The sequence below is a fragment of the Vibrio sp. Vb1980 genome (assembly GCF_033338615.1).
GTDB classification, from domain to species: Bacteria; Pseudomonadota; Gammaproteobacteria; order Enterobacterales; family Vibrionaceae; genus Vibrio; species Vibrio alginolyticus.
This window is the reverse complement of the sequence record NZ_JAWOSZ010000006.1, coordinates 201,211-224,218: the sequence shown is the minus strand read 5'-3', so window position 1 is coordinate 224,218 and position 23,008 is coordinate 201,211. Positions and strand designations below refer to the sequence as shown.

The 23,008-nt window shown below is 44.5% G+C and carries 25 protein-coding genes; 10 read left to right on the top strand and 15 right to left on the bottom strand.

Annotation, left to right across the window (positions count from 1 at the left end; translation table 11 throughout):
- Nucleotides 1-45: 45 nt before the first annotated feature.
- Nucleotides 46-921, bottom strand: a complete 876-nt coding sequence (locus R7F64_RS12405; RefSeq protein WP_005384959.1) for a LysR family transcriptional regulator — start codon at nt 919-921, stop codon at nt 46-48.
- Nucleotides 922-1,210: 289 nt separating this feature from the next.
- Between R7F64_RS12405 and R7F64_RS12400 the strand changes: the two genes are divergently transcribed.
- From R7F64_RS12400 to recR, 7 genes are all read left to right on the top strand, one after another.
- A complete protein-coding gene (locus R7F64_RS12400; RefSeq protein ID WP_005380606.1) occupies nt 1,211-2,317 on the top strand; it encodes a response regulator in 1,107 nt (368 codons plus the stop codon).
- Nucleotides 2,318-2,540: 223 nt separating this feature from the next.
- Nucleotides 2,541-2,672 (top strand): hypothetical protein, encoded by a 132-nt coding sequence (locus R7F64_RS12395; RefSeq protein WP_005380608.1) that lies wholly within the window; start codon nt 2,541-2,543, stop codon nt 2,670-2,672.
- 33 nt (nt 2,673-2,705) lie between these two features.
- Complete coding sequence (locus tag R7F64_RS12390) at nt 2,706-3,092, top strand: YbaN family protein (protein WP_080276930.1); 387 nt, start codon at nt 2,706-2,708, stop codon at nt 3,090-3,092.
- A 162-nt stretch (nt 3,093-3,254) separates the two neighbouring features.
- A complete protein-coding gene (apt, locus tag R7F64_RS12385) occupies nt 3,255-3,800 on the top strand; it encodes an adenine phosphoribosyltransferase (RefSeq protein WP_318071729.1) in 546 nt (181 codons plus the stop codon).
- Between the two features lie 8 nt (nt 3,801-3,808).
- Entirely contained in the window at nt 3,809-5,914 is a 2,106-nt protein-coding gene (gene dnaX, locus R7F64_RS12380) for a DNA polymerase III subunit gamma/tau (protein WP_318071728.1), read from the top strand.
- 82 nt (nt 5,915-5,996) lie between these two features.
- Nucleotides 5,997-6,326, top strand: a complete 330-nt coding sequence (locus tag R7F64_RS12375; protein WP_005380618.1) for a YbaB/EbfC family nucleoid-associated protein — start codon at nt 5,997-5,999, stop codon at nt 6,324-6,326.
- A gap of 30 nt (nt 6,327-6,356) precedes the next feature.
- Nucleotides 6,357-6,956, top strand: a complete 600-nt coding sequence (recR, locus tag R7F64_RS12370; protein WP_005380619.1) for a recombination mediator RecR — start codon at nt 6,357-6,359, stop codon at nt 6,954-6,956.
- Nucleotides 6,957-7,007: 51 nt separating this feature from the next.
- Here the strand turns inward: recR and aqpZ are convergent, their stop codons facing one another.
- The 3 genes from aqpZ to R7F64_RS12355 form a co-directional block, all read right to left on the bottom strand.
- On the bottom strand, nt 7,008-7,706 hold the full coding sequence (gene aqpZ / locus R7F64_RS12365; protein ID WP_104975517.1) for an aquaporin Z: 699 nt from the start codon (nt 7,704-7,706) through the stop codon (nt 7,008-7,010).
- 229 nt (nt 7,707-7,935) lie between these two features.
- Nucleotides 7,936-8,184, bottom strand: a complete 249-nt coding sequence (locus R7F64_RS12360; RefSeq protein WP_017820793.1) for a YkgJ family cysteine cluster protein — start codon at nt 8,182-8,184, stop codon at nt 7,936-7,938.
- A gap of 137 nt (nt 8,185-8,321) precedes the next feature.
- Nucleotides 8,322-8,570 carry a GlsB/YeaQ/YmgE family stress response membrane protein gene (locus R7F64_RS12355; RefSeq protein ID WP_005380625.1) on the bottom strand — a complete coding sequence of 83 codons (249 nt, stop codon included), beginning with the start codon at nt 8,568-8,570 and terminating at the stop codon, nt 8,322-8,324.
- A 188-nt stretch (nt 8,571-8,758) separates the two neighbouring features.
- On the opposite strand from R7F64_RS12355, the gene R7F64_RS12350 reads away from it, so the two are divergent.
- Entirely contained in the window at nt 8,759-9,199 is a 441-nt protein-coding gene (locus tag R7F64_RS12350; RefSeq protein ID WP_005384948.1) for a YcgN family cysteine cluster protein, read from the top strand.
- Between the two features lie 191 nt (nt 9,200-9,390).
- Nucleotides 9,391-11,070 carry a mechanosensitive ion channel family protein gene (locus tag R7F64_RS12345; RefSeq protein WP_005380681.1) on the top strand — a complete coding sequence of 560 codons (1,680 nt, stop codon included), beginning with the start codon at nt 9,391-9,393 and terminating at the stop codon, nt 11,068-11,070.
- A 69-nt stretch (nt 11,071-11,139) separates the two neighbouring features.
- Here R7F64_RS12345 and R7F64_RS12340 read toward each other — a convergent pair whose 3' ends face one another.
- The 10 genes from R7F64_RS12340 to gap all read right to left on the bottom strand — a co-directional run bounded on the left by R7F64_RS12340 (nt 11,140) and on the right by gap (nt 21,240).
- On the bottom strand, nt 11,140-11,424 hold the full coding sequence (locus R7F64_RS12340) for a putative quinol monooxygenase (RefSeq protein ID WP_005384942.1): 285 nt from the start codon (nt 11,422-11,424) through the stop codon (nt 11,140-11,142).
- 17 nt (nt 11,425-11,441) lie between these two features.
- Entirely contained in the window at nt 11,442-11,837 is a 396-nt protein-coding gene (locus tag R7F64_RS12335) for a VOC family protein (RefSeq protein WP_005380685.1), read from the bottom strand.
- A gap of 140 nt (nt 11,838-11,977) precedes the next feature.
- Complete coding sequence (locus R7F64_RS12330; protein WP_318071727.1) at nt 11,978-12,277, bottom strand: ribbon-helix-helix domain-containing protein; 300 nt, start codon at nt 12,275-12,277, stop codon at nt 11,978-11,980.
- 136 nt (nt 12,278-12,413) lie between these two features.
- On the bottom strand, nt 12,414-13,991 hold the full coding sequence (locus tag R7F64_RS12325) for an alkaline phosphatase (protein WP_318071726.1): 1,578 nt from the start codon (nt 13,989-13,991) through the stop codon (nt 12,414-12,416).
- A gap of 398 nt (nt 13,992-14,389) precedes the next feature.
- A complete protein-coding gene (locus R7F64_RS12320) occupies nt 14,390-14,749 on the bottom strand; it encodes a hypothetical protein (protein ID WP_054701556.1) in 360 nt (119 codons plus the stop codon).
- Between the two features lie 250 nt (nt 14,750-14,999).
- Nucleotides 15,000-15,947, bottom strand: coding sequence for a ChaN family lipoprotein (locus R7F64_RS12315; RefSeq protein WP_054701560.1), 948 nt, complete (start codon nt 15,945-15,947; stop codon nt 15,000-15,002).
- 97 nt (nt 15,948-16,044) lie between these two features.
- Complete coding sequence (gene rlmA / locus R7F64_RS12310) at nt 16,045-16,872, bottom strand: 23S rRNA (guanine(745)-N(1))-methyltransferase (protein WP_005380691.1); 828 nt, start codon at nt 16,870-16,872, stop codon at nt 16,045-16,047.
- Between the two features lie 96 nt (nt 16,873-16,968).
- The gene (locus tag R7F64_RS12305; protein WP_042522505.1) at nt 16,969-19,005 is read right to left on the bottom strand and encodes a methyl-accepting chemotaxis protein; all 2,037 of its coding nucleotides are present in this window, start codon (nt 19,003-19,005) and stop codon (nt 16,969-16,971) included.
- 198 nt (nt 19,006-19,203) lie between these two features.
- On the bottom strand, nt 19,204-20,088 hold the full coding sequence (locus tag R7F64_RS12300) for a D-hexose-6-phosphate mutarotase (protein WP_238844210.1): 885 nt from the start codon (nt 20,086-20,088) through the stop codon (nt 19,204-19,206).
- A gap of 156 nt (nt 20,089-20,244) precedes the next feature.
- Entirely contained in the window at nt 20,245-21,240 is a 996-nt protein-coding gene (gap, locus tag R7F64_RS12295) for a type I glyceraldehyde-3-phosphate dehydrogenase (RefSeq protein WP_005380697.1), read from the bottom strand.
- A gap of 337 nt (nt 21,241-21,577) precedes the next feature.
- On the opposite strand from gap, the gene msrB reads away from it, so the two are divergent.
- Nucleotides 21,578-21,985: a peptide-methionine (R)-S-oxide reductase MsrB gene (msrB, locus tag R7F64_RS12290; protein WP_005380698.1), complete on the top strand. Its 408-nt coding sequence runs from the start codon at nt 21,578-21,580 to the stop codon at nt 21,983-21,985.
- Nucleotides 21,986-22,102: 117 nt separating this feature from the next.
- Here msrB and R7F64_RS12285 read toward each other — a convergent pair whose 3' ends face one another.
- On the bottom strand, nt 22,103-22,924 hold the full coding sequence (locus tag R7F64_RS12285) for a DUF2989 domain-containing protein (RefSeq protein ID WP_017821139.1): 822 nt from the start codon (nt 22,922-22,924) through the stop codon (nt 22,103-22,105).
- Nucleotides 22,925-23,008: the final 84 nt, after the last annotated feature.

Sequence of the window (23,008 nt, the reverse complement as noted above, 5' to 3'; positions counted from 1 at the left end):
AAAAAACCAGAGCTTCGGCTCTGGTTTTTTGTTTTCGCTATCTAATTAGTGAATGTTATAAGCGATCACAAAGTCAATAAAGAGGCGAACTTTCTCTGGCAGGTGGTCTTTGTGGTTGTAAAGCATATAAATGTCGCGCGGGTTTGCACTCCAATCTGGCAGTACGCGTACCAAATCACCGCTCTCGATGTACTCTTTGATCATGACATCTGGCATTAGTGTGATGCCTAAACCTTCGGAACAAGCGCTGCGCACCACATTGAGCGCGTTTGCTTGAAAACGACCACGGTCAACATTCACCACAGACTCGCCTTTGCTATTAATCAAGGTCCACTTAATAAGCGGGTACCCTTTTAGCAATGAATGGTTAGAGAGCTCTTCTGCATGATGTGGCGCAGGATTCGAGGTTAGATAGTCAGGGCTTGCAACGAGAATATCCTTCACTTCGCCAATCTTACGCGCGATGAGGCTAGAGTCGCGTTGAGGTCCCACTCGAAAAATTACATCCCATTCAGTAGGGTCAAGCTTGTCCGCATTATTCTCTGTCGTTAGCTCAATGTTGATGTCCGGGTACTGCTTCATAAAGCTGTTGAACATCGGCATCATCATTCGTTTAGTTAAGTTGTAAGGCGCGGATATCTTAATCTTGCCGGATGCTCCTCGGCAGTCGTCAGTGATTTCCTCTGCTGCGGTTGTTAGCCTTTGTAGTAAAGGAGAGCACTCATGGTAAAAACGTTCCCCTGCTTCAGTGAGCGAGAGTTTGCGAGCATGACGGTTCAATAGTCGAAGATTGACAGAGTCTTCTAGCGCTTGAATGCGTCGGGTGATGGTCGCAACCGGGATCATGGTTTTTCGCGAAGTTGCGGTGTAGCTCCCATTTTCGACAACCAGTCGAAACAGGTTTAAGTCATCTAATTTCATATTTCCAGACACATTAAATTACCGATTACGGTTAATTTATAATTAACTTTGTGATCAAAGCTTGCTTTAAGTCAACATGTTGCATCATTTGAACACAGCAACCCTGTTTGAGTAAATACTGTTATACGCCGTAATATTTGTATTAATGCAGTTTCCGAGCTAAGTTTTATAACAAGGCGAAGCGGCCTCAGGTCTTGCTGTGACACGTTTTGCTGGAAGTAAACACAACAAAAATAATGACTTAATAATAAATCTGTTTTTTTGACTGAGCTTTGTGAGGGATAAAGGTATGTTTAAGACTCACAGTCAAACGGCAATGGTCTCGGCACAGGAAGTGATTAATCAAAAACTAATAATGTTGGTGGACGATGATCCAATATTTCGTAAAGTAACCAATGCCTATTTAGAAAGTCAGGGTTTTAAAGTAGTAGAAGCAGAAAACGGCCTAGAAGCGCTTCAACAACTCAGGGAATGCCAACCCGATCTTATCTTATGTGATTTATCGATGCCGGTCTTAGATGGTATCGAGTTCGTCGAAGAAGTTAGTCTCGAATACCCATATATGCCGCTTATCGTGGTATCAGGCACGGATGAAATGTCCGATGTCGCGAAAGCGTTGCGATTTGGTATTAAAGATTTTCTTCCTAAACCGATAGGTAATTATGAGCACCTATCTCAGGCGATAGAGAATACGCTAGAAGATACCGATAGCCACTTCTCAGAACAACGTGACTTTTCAAGTCAGTGGTTCAGGGTTGATGATGGTGGTGAAATCCCAGATGAACAAGAGCTGTATTGGCATCTGGAATATTTACAACAGAATCCGAGTGCGGCAAGAGATTTACTGCAAGCTCTATTGCCAGAGAAGGATGCTGCTCAGGGAGATTGGCGCTGCTCGTACCGTTTATTGCAATCGACGGATGTGATGCCCTTGGTTTTCGATTATCGTTGGTTAATGAATGGTCAATTTGCGTTTTATCTCGTTGATTCTGCTTCCCAAGCTAATGATGGAGTTGCGACGACATTGCTCGTTAGGGCATTGTTTGACGATTATCTCCGTAACTTGAAAAGTTTCAGTGCTGATCTCAAGGACATGGTAGGGATCATTGAAAAAGGAATTGAGTGTTCGGAGTGTGCGGGTGCAGTCAATGCTGTGTTTGGTGTCGCCGACCTCGCTTCATCCTCGGTCTCTATATTGCCTGCGGGTTTAGATAGCCATTGGTCTGACGGAAATACGAATCAACACATCGCAGCAGGTAACCGTTTAGGGGGAGGAAGTATGAAAAACTTCATCACCCGCGATTTACCGCTTAGTGTTGCAGGACAGTTGTCTATCGGGTGTTTAGGTTCTTCAAGTTTTAGTTTAAGTATTACCCGGAAATCCCGACTAGTATAATTATGACTTGCAAACCAATAAGCAGCGTCCTGACGCTGCTTATTATCTTTTTAGAACCACCAAAACAACATACGTTTAGTTCAATAACCTTACTTTTTATTGGTGTTTAGATTTGGCTGTTTAATGTATAGTCAGCGCTTAAAACAATAATGACCCATTTGTGCAACGATAATTTAACGCTGTGCCTTGGGAGAAGCAAAGTCAACTAGTGAGAAGACACATCATGGCAGACAAAGATTTTAAAGAGCCTTATAATATTTTTTACTTTTTAGGTTTTATTGCAGTTCTTTTGATCCCAACACTTCCTGCAACGCTAACCTGGCTTCGTGTAATGAATGGTTACGCAGGCTTTTAATCTAGCTATTTTGTACCGGAGTTCACCATTCGTATTAAGCGTTACTTTTTCAATACTGTTGGTGGACTCTGTATTGTGCTCGGCATAGCCGGCATAGCCCTTCCACTTTTACCCACCACACCTTTTATTTTGCTTGCTAGCGCATGTTTTATGCGTGGTAGCCCCGCATTTCATCAATGGTTACATAACCACAAAACGTTTGGACCCATTCTCGACAATTGGCATAAGCATCGGGCTGTTACTTCAAAAGTAAAAAAGCGTGGTGCGATTTTTATTGCGCTTAGTTTCATGGTTTCAATCGTTGTTGTCCCCCTCGTTTGGGTAAAAATTGGTCTTTTAGTGATGCTAATCGTTTTACTCAGCTGGTTTATGCGTCTGCCTGTGATTGAGTTGGTTGCTGACCGAGAAGAAAATCACTAAGATTGTAGAGAATAGTGTGCCCGCTCTTCGAGTGGGCGTTTGTATTTTCAGCGCCTGTGACTTTTACGAAAATAAGCACATAGTGGTGAAAACCTATTGTTCGTTGCCCTCGTGATACTGCGATTAGAGAGGGCGATGAGCCAATCTAAGTAAATCGGTATTATGACTACAGAAACAATTTCACTGATCAAATCTAGCATCAAAAGCATCCAAGACTACCCAAAGCCAGGCATTCTATTTCGTGATGTGACGAGCCTTCTTGAAGACGCGAAAGCATACCAAGCGACGATCAACTTACTTGTTGAACGTTACAAAGATATGGGCTTTACCAAGGTTGTGGGTACGGAAGCTCGTGGCTTTCTATTTGGCGCGCCTTTAGCGCTTGAGCTAGGTGTTGGTTTTGTACCAGTGCGTAAACCAGGCAAGCTACCACGCCCTACTGTTGCTCAATCTTATGAGCTTGAATACGGCGTTGATACACTAGAAATCCATACAGATGCCATCGTTGAAGGCGACAAAGTACTGGTTGTCGACGATTTATTGGCAACGGGCGGTACTATTGAAGCGACGACTAAGCTGATTCGCCAACTGGGTGGTGAAGTTGAGCACGCTGCGTTCGTTATCAACCTACCAGAAATCGGTGGCGCTAAACGTTTAGAAGCACTAGGTCTAAACGTGTACAGCATCTGCGATTTTGAAGGACATTAATACATTCAATGAGTTATTTAGCTTTAGCGCGAAAATGGCGTCCTAATCAGTTTGACCAAGTTGTCGGACAAAAACATGTCCTGACGGCGTTGGAAAACGCACTGGCGCAAAACCGTTTACACCATGCTTATCTGTTCAGCGGGACTCGTGGTGTGGGTAAAACGAGTATCGGTAGGCTGTTTGCCAAAGGCTTGAACTGCGAAACCGGCATTACCGCGACACCTTGTGGTAAGTGTGATACTTGTCGTGAAATTGATGAAGGTCGCTTTGTCGATCTTCTTGAAATCGACGCAGCATCACGTACTAAAGTTGAAGACACTCGCGAACTGTTAGACAACGTTCAATACAAACCTGCTCGTGGACGTTTTAAAGTGTACCTCATTGATGAGGTGCACATGCTATCGCGTCACTCTTTCAATGCGTTGTTGAAAACCCTGGAAGAGCCGCCAGAGTATGTGAAGTTCTTACTCGCAACAACTGATCCACAAAAGCTGCCTGTCACTATATTGTCGCGTTGTCTTCAGTTTCATCTGAAACCAATCAGCGTTGATGAGATTCACCAGCAACTTGATTACATCCTAGGTCAAGAGCAAGTTTCAGCAGAGCCAAAAGCGTTGGGTATGATCTCACATGCTGCAGATGGCAGTATGCGTGATGCTCTTAGCTTGACTGATCAAGCAATTGCATTAGGTAACGGTGCGGTGCAAGCCGATATTGTCAGCCACATGTTGGGGACGATTGATACCGACCAAGCGATTCACTTACTAGAGTCAATCAGCAGCAAGAAACCTCAACAAGCCATGGATAAAATCCAACAATTAGCGGCAAATGGTGTTGAGTGGGATGGTTTGTTGCAGCAAGTCGCAACACAGTTACACAGAATTGCGATGTATCAAGCGTTGCCCGCGTCGTTAGACCGAGCACAACCAGATGCAGAGAAAATTGAGCTGTTGAGTAAAGCTCTAAGCCCGCAAGACGTTCAGCTTTACTATCAAATTGCATTGAAAGGTCGTGAAGATTTGACCCTCTCGCCAAATGGGCGAGTCGGTCTGGAAATGATTGTGCTGCGTATGATGGCGTTCCGCCCATCAAGTAACAGTGGGGCAAATGTTGTTTCCAGTAACTGCGAATCAGCTTCAGCCCCAGTTCAAAGTGCCAGTCAATCAAAGACTGCACCAGCTCAGACAGTAGCAGCTCCTCGAGCTCAGCAGCCGAGTCCAGCACAAAGCTCACCACAAGTGGCGCCTCAACCTTCATCCAATTCACAACCTGAATATCACGCGAGTGGATATGAGAGGGTTCCGCCACAGTATGATATGGCGCCGCCGATGAGCGAAAACCCTGCGCCGCAGCATGAAACGCCACCTCAACAAGTGCAAGAGAGCGTTTCAACACCGGCGCGCGGTGGTCTAAGCGGTTTACGTCACCAATTACGTTCTCAGCGTCAAGGCCTACAACAGAACACTCCTCAAAATGGTGGCTCAAAAAAGCCTAAAGCGGCATCTGCACAACCAGAATCGGTTATCGACCGAGTAGCGCAATTGCATGGCAATTCCGCGCAGGTGTCGCCAAACTCAGCTCCGAAGTCGACGGAGCCACAAGTTGAGGAAGCGTATCGCTGGCGTCCAAGCAAGCCTGTTGAGACAAAAGTAAATACAAAACTGACACCTACGCAGCTCAAGCAGGCACTTGAGCATGAGAAAACGCCTGAAATGGCACAAAAGCTCATCGATGAGTCATTAGAACATAATGAATGGGCGAAGCTCATCAGCTTAATGGAGATCCCTAAGCTGGTAGAGCAACTTGCGCTAAACTCTCATTATAGTAAGGAAGGAACAACCGTTTCGTTACTATTGAGAAGCAGCCAAGCTCATTTGAATACTGATAGAGCTCAAGCCGAATTGCTCAAAGCACTTAATACCGTGTTAGGTGAAGAGTGCCACATGAGCATCGAAATAGGGGAGAGTGGAGAAACACCACTTGAACTGAGAGATAGGCTCTACCAAGAGAAATTACAGCAAGCGCTGAACAGTTTAGAAAACGATCCAAATGTTCAATTTATTGAACGTCGTTTTGCTGCAGAGCTTGATAAAGATAGTGTGCGCCCTATCTAATAATCGAATGGAATGGGGTTGAAAACCCAAAGGTATAACCCCATTAATTGATGCAACACCTCATTAAACCAGAGAGATAAACATGTTTGGTAAAGGCGGTATGGGCAACCTAATGAAGCAAGCCCAGCAAATGCAAGATCGCATGCAAAAGCTTCAAGAAGAAATCGCGAATATGGAAGTAACTGGCGAGTCTGGTGCTGGCCTAGTTAAAGTTACTATCACTGGTAGTCACAGCGTACGTCGTGTTGACATCGATGAAAGTTTGATGGAAGACGACAAAGAAATGCTTGAAGATCTGATCGCTGCGGCGTTCAACGATGCAGCCCGTCGTGTTGAAGAAACTCAAAAAGAGAAAATGGCTTCTGTAACTGGCGGTATGCAACTACCACCAGGCATGAAAATGCCATTCTAATCTGCTGATATTTAATTAAGCGGACTTTTAATGCGTACCAGTCATATGCTGGAGCAATTGATGGAGGCCTTACGTTGTCTACCTGGGGTTGGCCCTAAGTCAGCGCAGCGTATGGCCTTTCATTTGTTACAGCGCGATAGAAAAGGCGGTTTGCAGCTTGCAGATGCGCTGAGTCAGGCAATGACAGAAATAGGTCATTGTACTGAGTGTCGAACCTTCACCGAAGAAGAAGTCTGTCATATTTGTACCAACCCAAAACGCCAAGAAAATGGTCAAATTTGTGTGGTAGAAAGCCCGGCAGACATCGCAGCCGTTGAAGCAACAGGCCAATATTCTGGTCGGTATTTTGTTCTTATGGGGCATTTGTCGCCATTAGATGGTATTGGTCCAAGTGATATTGGATTAGATGTCCTTGATTACCGCTTACGTCGCGGTGATATTACCGAAGTGATTTTGGCGACAAACCCAACAGTTGAAGGTGAAGCCACTGCCCACTACATCGCAGAGCTATGTAAAGAGCACCAAGTTGATGCCAGCCGCATCGCGCATGGTGTGCCTGTCGGTGGGGAGCTAGAGCTTGTTGATGGCACGACGTTGTCACATTCGCTATTAGGTCGACACAGAATTTAATAAAAAGCCGCTGAATTCAGCGGCTTTTTTGATTTTGGGAGTTAGGAACGATTAATCGTTCGATTCTTTACCAAGAAGGTTTTTGTAGATAACCGCACCAAGCACGCCACCCACAATAGGAGCAAGCCAGAACAGCCATAGCTGAGAAACCGCCCAGTCACCCACATATACTGCGACTGCCGTGCTACGAGCAGGGTTTACTGACGTATTGGTGACAGGAATGCTGATCAGGTGAATGAGAGTCAAACACAGGCCAATTGCGATAGGTGCAAAGCCTTGTGGCGCACGTTTGTCTGTTGCACCCATAATGACAATCAGGAACATCATCGTCATGACAACTTCAGTCACAAGTGCAGCGATCATCGAGTATTGGCCTGGAGAGTGTTCACCATAACCATTGGCGGCAAAGCCAGAACCCACAACATCGAATCCTGCTTGTCCAGATGCAATAACGTAAAGCACACCACCTGCGATAAGCCCGCCGATAACCTGTGAGATGATGTAGGGAGCAACGTCTTTTGTCTCAAAACGACCGCCAGCCCAAAGGCCAACTGTCACTGCAGGGTTCAAGTGACAACCTGAAATATGACCGATAGCAAATGCCATCGTCAGAACGGTTAAACCGAATGCCAAAGAAACGCCCAACAGACCAATACCCACTTCAGGGAAACCCGCAGCCAACACCGCGCTACCACAGCCGCCTAACACTAGCCAGAACGTGCCAAAAGCCTCAGCCAAATACTTATTCATGTTCTTTCCTGATCTTTAATTAAATGACCCGCTGAACATAGTCGAGAATTGTCAATAAATTGTGAGGGAGATCGCGCGAAAACCGCAAATGGAACGCTATGTGGCAAGAGTTCTCAAGGGTGAGATAAAAAGCAGAGGGGGAAAGTGCTAAATCTTGAGTTTGCTTTGATTACTGCCTCGGAGAGAAACAACCGAGGTACTAACTTTAAACGTGTGGTCTAGAGTCGCATTACGTCAATTGTTCTAATTCAGTGATGTTGTCGAGTGCTTCTTGATTGGTGTTGCCGCATACAATCGGACACGGTTTAAAATCGTGACAGACTTTAGGGCGTTCAGGCTTACCAAATAGCTTGCACAAATTGTCGTCGTTGAGTTGCACACAACGAACACCTGCAGGTTTGCCCTTGGGCATTCCAGGTATTGGTGAAGAGATACTTGGCGCAATACAGCACGCTCCACATCCTAATCGACAATCCATAATGTAAACCTCTTAAAAATTAAGGGGGCAATTATGGTCATTTTGACGTGGATTGGAAGAGTGAAGAAAGAAAAAAATAAAAGGGCGCGCTTAACATTACGCTCCCTTTTTGGTTTTTTGCTTTTAAATCATCGTGATTATTTTAAGAAACGGTTATAAACAAACAACAGAATAAATGCGCCTAGTGTTGCGGTAATGATACTACCAATGTTGACGCCAGTGGCTCCGCCGAAACCGAGAATGCCGCCAAGGAAGCCACCTACAAATGCCCCTGCAATACCAAGTAACATTGTTGCAATCCAACCGCCCCCATCTTTTCCTGGCATGAGCCATTTAGCAAGTGCGCCGGCGATTAAGCCCAAAATAATCCAAGAAATAATACCCATGAAAACTCCTTAATGCCTTCTTGATCAATTGAGTAATGGAAACTTGTTTAAGGATAGAACAGTAAAACGAAAGTAGTTGAATATCTCCACCGTTATGTGGGAAGGATGCAAGATCTTCTCAAAACTTGAACTTTTGCGTTGAGAAGAGTATAAATCGCCCCCTAAATTCCCTTGGTGAGACCTGAAGTATGAGCACTCCATTTTGGCAAAGTAAATCGTTAGAGCAGATGACAGAAGAGGAATGGGAATCTCTCTGTGATGGTTGTGGCAAATGTTGTTTGCATAAGCTGATGGATGAAGATACCGATGAAATCTACTATACCAATGTGGCTTGTAGCTGGCTGAACAGTAAAACGTGTTCATGTAAGGATTACCCAAACCGTTTCACTTCGGGTGAAGAGTGCACCAAGCTGACCCGAGAAGACATCGACGATTTTACTTGGCTGCCACACACGTGCGCTTACCGTCTGTTGGCTGAAAAGCAGCCTTTACCAGAATGGCATCCGCTGATTACAGGCTCTAAGTCCGCAATGCATGCGGCAGGGGAAAGTGTCCGTAACAAAGTCGTTTACGAGATTGATGTGGTGGATTGGGAAGACCATATTTTAAATCATCCCAACCGTCCTTAGTCGAATACAAACAAGCCTTTCATTGATTAAATGAAAGGCTTGTTTGCTATTGGGGCTCCCAACTTTGACGTCTCGCTAACGAAATGCTGCTCAGTTTATTATTTAGTGTTGTAAACTTAGGAGTATGATTTCAACGCTTTACACTTCTATTCCTGATTGTTTTGATCAGGATTGTTCCCTATGAGGTAAACATGACGTTTCATTTCCCCCAGAAACTGCGCCTGACATCTTGGGTGACATTATTCGCACTTGCCGTCATTATGTTCTCCCCAATGGCTGTTCATGCGACTGCTACTGACGATATCCAAGAGCCTTCTGCAGCCGAAATCTCGATTGACAACTTGAACCGAGAGATTGTGGATTTATCCCAAAGCCTTTCGCAAGCGAGTGGCGACGAGCGTGATGCCCTTCAACTGCAACTATTCCAAAAGAATGAAGAATTAAGAAGCCAGTTAGCGTCAGCGATTGAACGTGAAACTATCTCTCGCGACAAGCTGATCTTGCTAGTTAAAAAACAAGAACAATACTCTGAGGACGCAACGAACTATCTATCGGAAAAAATAAAGAAAGTCGTCGAGGATTTAAATAAGGCTAAGGATGAAGAGAAGCTTGCTCTTGTTAATGATTATCGAGAGCTACAGCGTTATCTTGATGTTAGCTTCGATTCGAGCTGGCAAAATCTCGCTTGGTTGAAGGAGCTAGGGGCCCAAAACGAGCGCGCAGAAGCGGAACTAAAAGATAAAATTGATAAACGTATGCGCTTACTGTCTGCTTCAATTGAGTACTTGAGTCAGCAAAGTGAGATCATTGGCTCCCAACTTTCGTCTAGCCCAGAGTCGGAAAAAGCGTCGTTGCAACTTAGTCAGCTCATTACTAAACAAAGGCTAAATATTGCGACAGAAAGCTTACGCAACCTGATTTCAATTGGTGATAAAGTCGGTTTAGAAACGTCTGAATACAAACGCCAAATTTTTGAAGTGACGGGTAATATCACCCATGATTTACTGAATACCAAAGTTGTGTGGTCAATACTGAGCCACTGGTCCAACTCGGCACTGGATTGGTTTGCCGAGAATGCACCGCAGCATATCTTCCAGTTGTTTGTTTTTGCGCTGATTTTATTGATCGCTCGCGGACTGGCTAAGTTAACGCGCAAAGTGGTCCGTAAGGCAGTTGCATCGAAAAACTTAAAACTTTCCCACTTGATGCAGGACTTCTTTATCTCGATGTCCGGCAAATTCGTGTGGGTGATCGGTATCATGGTGGGCTTATCTCAGCTTGGCTTGAACCTAGCGCCAATCCTAACCGGTTTCGGTATTGCTGGTGTGATTATTGGTTTCGCGTTGCAAGACACGTTATCCAACTTCGCGGCGGGTATGATGCTGCTTATTTATCGTCCATTTGATGTTGGTGATTTTGTGTATGCTGGCGGTGTGGATGGCAAGGTAAGCCATATGAGTTTGGTGAACACCACAATCCGTACGTTTGATAACCAAATTATTATTGTGCCTAACAGCAAAATCTGGGGAGATGTTATTAAGAACGTCACGCATGAACGCATTCGCCGCGTGGATATGGTGTTTGGCATTGGCTATGCGGATGACCTCTTAAAAGCGGAGTCAGTATTGTCTGATATCATTACCTCTCACCCTTCGGTACTTCGCACTCCAGAGCCAATGATCAAAGTTCATACATTAAATACGTCTTCTGTAGATTTTATTGTGCGTCCTTGGGTAAAAACGGATGATTACTGGGATGTATACTGGGATGTGACAAAAGAGGTGAAACTACGCTTCGACCGAGAAGGTATTTCGATTCCTTTCCCACAACAAGATGTGCATTTGCATATGGTGGAGAAGCAAGACGCTTAATCACAGGTCCCAACTAGTGAAAGGCACTCTAGATAGAGTGCCTTTTTTGATCTTCGGTTAGCGCTATAGTTACAGTTCGTTAAAGAACACCAGTTTAGGCTCGCATTCTAACAAGTTGTCGATCTGGCTAATCAAAAGAGCAAAGTGTTCTGTTTTACCATGAAGCTCAAATGCTTGTTGGTTTTTAAATTGCTCCTGAAAAACGAAGTGGCATGTATTGTCTTTATCTTGGAACAATTGATAACGAACGCAACCTTCTTCATTGCGAGTAGGTTCAAGCGCTCGGGTAAGTACCTCTTTCAACTCTTGTTCTTTTCCCGGTTGTGCATGAAAGGTAGCCGTCAAGTGAATCATAATGTTTACTCTTTTTGTTATAGGTAACGCCCTTGGCGTTGCAGGAACTCAATTTTGTAACCATCAGGGTCGGTTACAAAAAAGAACGTTGCTAAATGCTTTTGTTGATGGTCAAAGGCTTTGATGTCACCAGTTTCAATGCCGAGAGATTTAATGCGTTTGTGGGCTTGTTCAATGTCCTCCACGCTGACGGCAAGGTGGCCGTAACCTGAGCCGTGAGTGTAGGGCTCACTTTGGTCGTGATTGTGCGTCAGTTCCAATTCAAAGCCAGTTTCTTGGTTGGCTAGATAGGTTAGAGAAAAGCCATCAAAGATGTATTGATCAGCGACTTCTAGTTCAAGTACGTCACAGTAAAATTGTAGAGAGCGGTCCAGATCACTTACTCGGATCATGGTGTGAATCATTTTTGTCATAGGTACTCCTTGATAGTCCGCACAGGTTAGCGATTTCAAAAGGAGTCTGGGTAGTACTCTAGTACGACAAATTAGAAGATGCTCAAGGGTTTATAATACGGATGCATAGCCTAGGATGGTTATTGCTCGGTTGGTTGCTATTAACTGTTAAGTTGCGCAAGTGCTTGACGAGTGGTCTCTTGAGGTTGGCGGGCGTAAGTGAGGCAAGCGCATCGAAGTAAGGAGGCAAAGTTGTTCACTTCACCATTGTATTCGAGTGCTTCTTGATAAACAGTGCTTATGAATTTAGGAACCGTCATGTTTTGAGCACTAGCGATTTCCTCAAGAATTGTCCAAAAGCTCGCTTCAAGTTTTACACTGGTCGCGTGACCATCAATACGGATAGAGCGGGTGATGAACTTATAGTTGTCTTGGGGTTGCTTAGCAAAGATTTCGCACATTTTCTTTATTCATATAATTAAAGACCCATAATTATTGTGGTGTACGATTTAAAACGTCAACTGTTTTCATGCATAAAAAAACGCTCCCTTGCGAGAGCGTTGAAACATCACGAGTTGTGAAGTAAGTGCAAGTTGATTATTTAATTTGTTGCTTCAAGTACTCGCCTAGTTGCGAGTGGTGCATGATTTTTGATACCGGAAGGATAGTTTCTGCAGCTCCCCAAGCAAATACGTTGACAGGAGTATGCGTATGAGTACCCGTCCCCCATACTGTGTTTTGCTTTGTTGCATGCTCACGCGCTAGCAAGTTGCCACGGTCGTTGTAAGGAAAGAAAGCATCAAAGTCATTGATTGTCGGTACGTTCTCTTCGCTTAAGTATTTGTGTCCAGCGAGTCGGTATGGATTTGGTTTACTTGCTAATACGCGTTCTGCTTGCTCAGGCGTAATCGAAAAATCGCTATTTGCGTTCACGACTTCCGCAAACTTCTCTGGAGTTTGCTCTTTCTTATCAAGCGCTTGGAATTCACTGATCATGCCGTAGTAACTTTTCTTTTGGTTGTATAAACCATCGAGGATCTCGAACTGACCAAAGTTGAAGTTTGGCGCGTAATCCTGATTTTTGAATGCTTCGCCGTCGCGTTTTTGTGGTTTAGGCAAGTTTGCTGATGAGTAGCTAAAGCCAAAAGAACCGGTCTCGTGGTCAGCGGTAACAATGATCAGTGTGTCATCACGGCCTTTTGCCCACTCATAAACTGAGTTTACCGCTTCATCGAATTTAAGCATTTCATGCAGCATCGTACCTGCATCGTTACTGTGGCCAGCCCAGTCAATTTGGCCGCCTTCAACCATCAAGAAAAAACCGTCTTTGTCTTTTGAAAGAATGTCGATTGCTTTGGTGGTCATTTCTTTCAGCGATGGCTGCGTGCGTTTTGGATCGTTTTTGCTTTGACTGTAGGCAATACCATCGTTCATGCCCGAGTAAGCAAAAAGTCCAAGTAATTTGTCACCTTTAGCTTGTGTGAGCATATCGCGGCTGAAAGCCAGGTTGTAACCTTGGTCTTGCGCTTCTGCAAGCAAGTTGCGTTCGTCTTTGCGTTTCGATTTTAGGTAGACATTACCTTGAGTGAGCGCTTCAAGCTGCTCGTATGTCTCTCCCTTGTCGTTTGTCGACTTTGGAATCCAATGACGAAGTCCACCAGACATCATCACGTCTACGCCGGTTTCGAGCATATCCGCCGCAATACTGTTTTCTAGGGAGCGATGTGGTTGATGAGCGGCAAATGCTGCTGGCGTTGCGTGGGTCATACGCGTATCAGAGACGAGCCCTGTTGCTTTACCTTTACTTTTGGCTTTTTCCAAAATAGTTTCGACATGGTTGCCTTGGCTATCAATGCCAATGACTTCAGAAGCGGTAGGGATTCCTGTCGCTAGCATCGTAGCTGAGCACGCAGAGTCGACGACAATTGCGTCTTCTGGATTGGTTAGTGATGATCCAATCACACCTTCTTGAGCGAGTTTGTATAACGCTGTGCTTTCGCCTTTGTAAACCGAGTTAGGTGCGTGTTTTGCGTAGGTCTCGAGTAAACCAACTTGTTGAGGACCCATGCCGTCGCCGATCATCAAAATGACGTTTTTGATTTCAGCTGAGAGTGCGTTGAAAGAGAGGGTAGATGCAGCCACTGCCGTAACGATTGGAGATACTAAGCGCTTCATTATATTTTCCTTGTTTATTGAAAGCGCAGGCATTAAAGCAATGATTTATGAAAGTTTTGTGTCGGTAATAAAAGTTTAACCAAATTGTCGTTTTTGTTTGGTTTTGCAGAAAAAATGAGTCGCTCTCTAACGTTCGTTAGTTTGGAAAGAAGAAAGCCCACAAACGTGGGCTTGGATTACGCTTAGGAGTTGAAAGCATGGACTAAAGTTATCCATTCAGTGCCTTCACAAGAAACCTAGTTTAGGGAGCAATAAACGAGCATGTATTATCGGGCCACAAGAGCGGTCGAATTCACTTACGTTTGCATCATATCGTTCTTTGGCTTATTAAACTATGGGCTGCAGTAAGTGTTTGGTTCAAATAGGATTTGTTGTCGTGACGATTATCAGACTGGTTATCAGACTAATGCCAATATGATGCCACCAACGGTAAGTGCCGCAGACAGGTATTGACCCGCAGAATATGAGCCATCCTCTTCTTTCTCGATTTTATCAGGGTGATCCATGCCAAGTGCACCATGCGTGAAAGATTCGACCTTTTCACCAACAGATTTATCTTCTGCTTCTATTTTCTTGCTGTCGTGCTCGATTTGTTGCAGAGCGGCAAGTAGCGCTTTGCCCTCGGTCGAAAGCGTCACCTTGTTGTGTTCGACTTTCAGCGGCGAAGCACTAGTTTCTTCTTGTGCAATACTTGCTTGTTTAGAGGCGACAGATTGTTTGGCATAGCTATTAACAGAAGTGTTTCCTACTGGATTCATCGAATACTCCTTGGAACATCGACACTCGGTCACTGAGTGCGGGCAAAAAGCAGTTATATTTTTATCGGCGGCAAAGTTTATTCCTGAAGCTATTTGGATAAAAACAGGTCTGCTTTTGCCGCTTCTAGTTTCTATTGGTGATCATTAGCAAAAAATAGACCAGCAGGAAGCAGACCGTTGTCACTCTATGAACTCGGAGCGGTGTGATGATGCAACGCAACGCAAGGTAGTAACTTAAATTGAAGACCAGCTACTTACATTGAAGATCGTTATTGCGTTTAGTTAGATGTTGATATGCCGCCATGCGGTGAGCATCTTGTACATACCGTACTGGTGGTGCGAGAACCTCTAACTGATAGTCTGTATTATCAGAAAGCACGTTATCTGTTGGGCTAATTACAACCACTTTTAAGCTCGGGTTGCGGCTTAAGATTGATGCTGCCGTACCCAACCCTTGCTCGGTGTGAAACTTGCCCGCAACATGGACAATCTGAGCGCCTGGGTTGTCGTCTAGATAGCTAACGATAGATTCCGCCATAGTTTCATCCCAAGTAACTTGAGCTGCAAACTGTTTTTCCGTCTGCTCTGGCTTACCGTGATGCATGGATGCCATGAACTTTTCTTTGTACGGACTACTACCAGTGTTGATGGCTTGTGCAATGAACATCCGCTGATCATCATCGAGCTTGTTAATGTAATCTAGCCCTTGTCGACCAATGCATCGAACAATGCTCTTTGGTGCATTTGCTGCAATGACCGGGAGATTTTTCTGCTTAGCAAACTCCACGAGAGGGCGATAGTCGCTTTCATAATTGGGCCAAGCGTTGGCTTGTTTCATTAAGTACTGTTCGCCGATCTCCCCACGTAGGTAAGCGTCAACAACAGGTTGTTTGTCGCGGGTAAATTGTTCCATAGATAACGCGAGTGAGCGGTCGTAGGACGTAAGTTGTTTGAGCATATCGGTTTGAAAGCGATGAACGCCGGCGTGTGTGTGCCATTCACCAATAAGAATGACATCTGCTTGTTGCAGCTCAATTGGCAGTTTGCTTAGAGCGATGTGCTCGCCAGAAGGGGTGTATAGTTGATAGTCGTAAAAACTAGTGACTTCCGCTGAGGTTGCGTGAGAGTTGGTGTGCGTATATGAAGAGCAACCAGTAAGTAAGCCTGCAAAGAGCAAGCTCAAAGTAGAAAAGCGCATTGAAAAGCCTCCAAAAATGTCCGGATGATATTAATGGAGGCTGAGCAATGAATCAATATAAATGATAACTATTTGCGTTTGTTGTTTTTTTGACTTATTAATTGAGTGTTTTTTTGCGATATACACGCAACATAAAATCAGCCTCACATTGGAAAAGTGTAGCGGATTTCAACTCTTCACGAAGAGCATCGGTTGCTTTCCATGCGAATGGCGTCATTTGCAATAAATCGATTGCGGCTCCGTTTTTCAAGTCCATAACATAGTTAAGATGCTGCTGGTGCTCTAATTCAAACCCTTCAATATGTTCTGGTTCTTCATTGTGAAGACGAACTTCTTGATAAATGCGCTCACGCAGTTGGTATAAGTGGCGGCTAGCAGGAGTAACCGTGACAACAACGCCGTCGTTTTTTACAACGCGCTGCAGCTCCTCAGCTTTACACGGGGCATAAATGCGCAAAATGGCATCTAAGGATTCATTTGCGAAGGGAAGTCGGTGACTAGAAGCCACACTAAAGTTGCAGTGCGTGTAACGCTTCGCCGCGTAACGAATGGCAACTTTGGAAATGTCTAAGCCATAAATCGTGGCATGGTTCGCTTGTGTTTCTATCGTCTTTTGTACTTGATCTGTGTAGTAACCTTCACCACAACCAATATCTAATAATTGATGGGTGCTCCCCTCTGTGTATGTTGCACACAGCTGCGCCACTTCTTGGCGCATTGGGTTGTAGTAATCTCCTTCAAGGAATCGACGACGAGCTTGCATCATCTCTTTGTTGTCACCAGGATCTTTAGAACGTTTGTGGTGCGCTGGCATCAAGTTAACGTAGCCTTCTTTTGCTAAGTCAAACTGATGATTGTTTTCGCACTTAAACGTTTTTTCATTTAACGCTAGAGCTTGGTGGCATAGAGGGCATTGATAGTTCATGACGATCTCGAACAGAAAGTAGGGCGGCAAATTCTATCAAAAAGCGTGGTATCAAGTGAAACAAAAAGAGCCGACTGGGTCGGCTCTTATAAAGTATTAGTGGAAGAAGTCGACTTGCTCTTTCAAGTTTCGTGCTTGTTGTTGAAGTTCAATGGCACTTTGCGAGGTTTTTGCGCCCGTGTTGCGGCTTTCTCGGTTAAGTTCACTGATAGAATGGGCATTTGCTGCAATTTCTTGTGAAACTTGAGCTTGTTCTTCTGAAGTCGCTGCAATGGCGTCGGCTTGAGAGGCTATCGACTGCACTTGTACTGCGATGGCTTCTAATGCTGTGCCCGCGTCTTGTGCTTTGTCCAAGACCTGGTTTGCACTGCGTTGGCTGTCTGTCATCATATTAACTGCATTATGAGTCGACCCTTTTAGTTTCTCGATAATTTCCACGACATCCTGAACTGAGCTTTGGGTTCGGTGCGCAAGTGTGCGCACTTCATCTGCTACAACTGCGAAGCCACGGCCTTGCTCACCTGCTCGTGCTGCTTCAATGGCGGCATTCAAGGCAAGTAAATTGGTTTGCTCAGCAATTTCATCAATCATTTTAGTGACGGTTTGAATACTCTCGCTATCGCGATTTACTTGCTCGATAGCCGTTGCTGATTGATCCAATTGATCGTTAAGTTGAGCAACGTCGATACATACGCCTTCAACAATCGCGAGACCAGATTGACTATCAGTATTTGCTGAGCGTACGTTTTCCGCAATGCTTTCGACTTGTTGTGCGACAGATTGAGCGGAAGAGGCCATTTCTTCAATCGCTGTCACAACTTGCTCGACTTCTTGTTGTTGTCGGTCGGCTTGGGTCAAATTGCTATGTGCATCGTTGGCAACGCTGGTGGAGTTGCTCTCCACTAAGTCGCTTGTTGAACGGATCTTACCAACGAGTTCATTGAGCTGACTTGCCATACTGGCGACACCCGAACTCAGGTTCGTAATTTCATTCTTTGATGCTTTACGAGACGCTGGAATGTTCAAGCTGACTTCGCCGCCCGCTAAGCGAGTCATGTATGAGTTTAGAGTCGTGAGAGGTTGTAAGCTGCGATTCAAGAAAAGCGTCAGTACAACAAAAGTAATGATTGCCGCTACCGAAGAAATGATGGCAATGAGTGTGAGAAGCGTGTCGCTACCTTTTGTAACTTCTTTGATAAACGTACCGCCTAGCAGTTTCCAATTCCAACCTGGAACCTCTGTGTAGACAAGATACTTTTCGCCTACGTTACCTTGGTACTCGAAAGGGTAGCGAATTAATCCACTAGATTGTTCGAAAATCTGACCAAAAGGCTTGTGACCATTGTAGTCGGCGACTTCTAGTATTGACGAATCTGAGCCGCTTTTTGCTGGATGAAGTAGGTATTTACCAAGATTGTTGTCGTCGTTATCAACGATAATGGTGTAACCAGTGTCGCCCCATTTTATCTCTTCGAGTGCATCGAATAAGGTTTGTGTCGCTTGGTCTACTGGTAAGCCAATAAACGATAGGCCTGCTACCTTTCCTGTCGCATCTTTGATTGGGGCATAGTAGGTAATGTAGCGCTCGCCATACAATTTAATTTGAGCGTAATACGGTTGTCCTGCTTTAAGTTGCTGATAACCAGGATGGTTGATGCCTAGCGTGGTTCCGACCGCTCGCTGACCTTGTGGATCTTTTAGGGAGGTGGACACCCGAATAAAGTCGTCACCCAATGGTGCGAATAGCGTTGCTATAGCGCCGGTATCACGTGTGAAACTGTCGACCAACTTGGTGTCATTAATTAAGCTTTCACTGTATTGAGTGATGTTTGGTACTTCATGTCCCATGAAGTCAACCGTGTAATTTTCGACATAGACACCGGCAAGGTAGCCATTGCGAAAAGTAGATTCGAGGACTTTAGCGGTGTGCAGGTAAGCATCGAATTGGCCAGCAATGGTTTTTGCCATTGATTCTACTTTAGATTGGTGTTCTTTCAGTGTGCTTTCCAATAGAACATCGGAAGCGTTGCGGTAAACAAGCGCTGCAATACTGCTGAAAGCAATGAATAGACACAAAGTGATCACCAGTTTCAACTGGAATCCGACACTTTGATTTCGGTATCTCTCTAACATAGACTAATTCCTGATATTTTTATTATTTATGAGTTTTGTATCGGTATGCTATCGGTTTATATGATCAATTTTTTTGATATTTATTAATGAAACCGTCAAAAGTGACCAGTAACCAATAAGTTAGTAAAGATAGGACCATCTAAGCAGAGCTTTTATTACAAAAAAAGCCGGGTATCCCCGGCCTTTATATGGTGATTCTTACTGCGCTGAAATGACAGTGACAAGTTCATGTGTCTCACCTGGTTGGAGCGTTTGACCTTGCTCAATACTTGGTGCATGAACAGCAGACTCCACACACAACATGGTTTGATAACCATCGTCAGCCATGTCACCCATGCTTTGCGCACCTTCTGCCCAAGGGTTCCATAATACTGCTGAGTTGTGGCCTTGGTTGTGTACGCTTAGCGTACGATCCAATACCGGGTCTTTTACCAAAATTTTCGCTTCTGGTTGCGTGTAAACGCGATCAATGGTGTCAGTTAGTTGTAGAACATTACCACCTTGGCATACCGCATCAGCTTTCAAGCTATCAATGTACTCGGCTCCCATGCCTGTCGTTTGTGCTTGCTTAATGTCTCCAACGTTTAGGTAAGTATGTAATGCGCCAGAGAAGGTCCAAGCCTCGTCATCGATGTTCATGATTTTGAGCGTCACTTTTAGCTCATCGCCCACTTCAATCACCAAACGAGCGTCAAACATATGGGGCCAAATATCGTGGATTTCTTCTGTTGGGAACAGAGCAAGTTCAACAATCACACCGTTATGGTTCTCACGATGTTCAACCAACTCCCATTCTGCGGTGCGGGCAAAGCCGTGAGCTGGAGCAGCGATACGCCCAAACCAAGGCCAACAAACCGGAATACCACCGCGAAGAGCAGCTTTACCATCGAAGACAGCTTTTTCGCTCATCCAGATCAGATCTTCTTGACCTTCAGGCGTGAACGACACGACATGACCACCGTGTAGCGAGATGCCTGCCGTCGCTTTGTCATGAATCACGCGGACGATTTTTATCTGATCAACTTCAACGATAGTGACGTTATCAGATAGCACCGTTAGGGCTGGGAGAGTTTTTAAATCCATGTGTAGTTTCCTATCGCTGGGGGAGAGCTTTTAGACGCGCTTCGCACATTAAATGCAACATCGAGCCTGCATTCTCTCAAATTCCAGATACAAAAAAGGCGACTCTAGAGCCGCCTTTTCTTTAACGAAGTTATTCGCTAATTGCTAACTTTCTAATTACTTAGAGATGTGAGCGATTAGGTCTAGAACTTTGTTTGAGTAACCGATTTCGTTGTCGTACCAAGATACAACCTTAACGAATTTGTCAGTTAGCGCGATACCAGCTTTAGCATCGAATACTGAAGTGCAAACTTCGCCGATGAAGTCTTGAGATACAACTGCATCTTCAGTGTAGCCTAGAACGCCTTTTAGTTCGCCTTCAGAAGCTTCTTTCATCGCTTTACAGATGTCTTCGTAAGAAGCACCGTTAACTAGGTTAACAGTTAGGTCAACTACAGAAACGTTAGCAGTTGGTACGCGGAAAGCCATACCAGTTAGTTTGCCGTTTACTTCTGGAAGTACAACGCCTACAGCTTTAGCAGCACCAGTTGAAGATGGGATGATGTTTTGAGAAGCACCACGACCACCGCGCCAGTCTTTAGCAGAAGGACCATCTACAGTTTTTTGAGTTGCTGTAGTTGCGTGAACTGTAGTCATAAGACCAGATTCGATACCGAACTTGTCGTTAAGAACTTTAGCGATAGGCGCTAGACAGTTAGTAGTACAAGAAGCGTTAGAAACGATGTCTTGACCAGCGTAAGTGTCGAAGTTTACGCCGTTAACGAACATTGGAGTAGCGTCTTTAGAAGGACCAGTTAGTACAACTTTTTTCGCGCCAGCAGTGATGTGCTTACGTGCAGTCTCGTCAGTTAGGAAAAGACCAGTTGCTTCAGCTACAACGTCAACACCGATTTCGTCCCATTTTAGGTCTTCAGGGTTGCGCTCTGCAGTAACACGTACAGTTTTACCGTTAACGATTAGGTTACCGCCTTCAACTTCAACAGTACCGTTGAAACGGCCGTGAGTTGAGTCATACTTAAGCATGTATGCCATGTAATCTACATCGATAAGGTCGTTAATACCTACTACTTCGATGTCGTTGCGCTCTTGCGCTGCACGGAATACGAAACGACCGATACGGCCAAAACCGTTAATACCTACTTTGATAGTCATTATAGTTGCTCCACAACTTAATTTCTGATTAAAGATAACTGGTAGTAAAATTACAGAATCCAGTAAACATCTGCAAGTGATAATCGGACTTAACTTGTTTAAAGTCAAAAAAAAGCGACGCTTTTTTTAACAATTCTTTGCAAATGTACGTTTTTTAAACTTTTAACTGATTCTTCTGTAGCCCAGTTGGCGTAATATAACTGGTGAGATAAGTGCTCTTATCAAATTAATTACGCATGGTGTCCTGGTGAGAAAGTATGTGCTACAACTGTTAAGAGAAGCAAGTTTTTTGCTAAAAAAGTCAATACCAAGAACAGTAAATAAGGAGCCGAAAGTCGTGGAACAAAGCGGGAAAAAAGTGACGAAGTCAGATGAACAGTGGCGTGAGCAACTGTCTGATGAAGAGTTCCGTGTTTGCCGAGAGCAAGGTACAGAGCCTCCTTTCAGCGGTAAGCTACTGCATAATAAGGAAACTGGTGTTTATGCTTGTACTTGTTGTAATGCCCCTCTCTTTGTCTCTGATAACAAGTATGACTCTGGCTGCGGATGGCCAAGTTTTGATGCGCCTATCAACGATCAAGCGGTGCGCTATTTAGAAGATCTAAGTCACGGAATGGTACGTACAGAGATTCGTTGTGCAACGTGTGATAGCCATCTAGGGCACGTTTTTGAAGATGGTCCACAGACCACAGGAGAGCGTTTTTGTGTTAATTCTGTGTCGTTAATTTTCAACAAATCAGAATAATAACGACAAAATTGTGCTCGAGATTGTTTTATCCTTTCAGGATGATTCATGCTCAACAGTGATCTGAGTGTCGCTCGACTTAAATAAAAACTCCCGCTCATTGCGGGAGTTTTTCGTTTATATCTCACTGGGTATCATTGCTGGGGAATAGATACCTTTCTCTATGGCTTTCGCCACCGATTCGGCTAATTCATCCAACTGCTTATATCGCTCTGGATGACTGAAATTGAACATACGTTGGAGCTGCTTTTCATCAGCAAGCGGTACGTCGAATCTCTTCGCGACCATTGCCCATAGATACGCTTGCTCTTTGTCTCCAAGCCCCTGATGAATACTTGCCATTGACTTGAGAATGACCGGATTGATGTTGTCTTCATCAGATAAAGACAACGCGTTGTTAAGAAGCTCCAGGGTTTTCTTGGTATCTCGGTTGGTATAAAAAGTGGCTAATGCATATTGCATCTCAGCATTATTTAATTGGGGAGACCCTTCCATTTGTAAAAATGCGCGCCGAGCTTGAGTATCTCCCGTTTGAGACCATAAGAAATACAAAGTAGCCGGGTCTTCTGAGCCTTTTAACTCGTTTACGATGCGCTCTAGCTCATCAATACTGTGTACCAATGCATTAAAGCGTTGTCTTTTGAGAGCACTTTGATCAATAGGGGTGATCTGGGAGGCGAGTTCTAAGCATTTCCTATATTCAGCGACCAGACCGTATTCGATGATTTGGTTGGCCTCTGATGGGTTTTTCAATTGCTCAAACCGATGCCAAACCAAATTTGTTCTTGGAATTCGACATTGGCCGTCATCCATATTGAGCTGCTCGCAACGCAGCTCTGGTGTTTTTTGGCACAACTCTTCGGTTGTCACGTTACCTTCAAAACAGCCCGATAGCGCAAAACATGCGAGGCTGAGAAGTAACCAGTTTGTTCTTTTCATGGCTTTGCTTGTGATCCGTTACACCAATTCATTTTCGTATTCTTGACTCAGTTTCTTAACCCGTTATGTTCTGTAAATAGAATG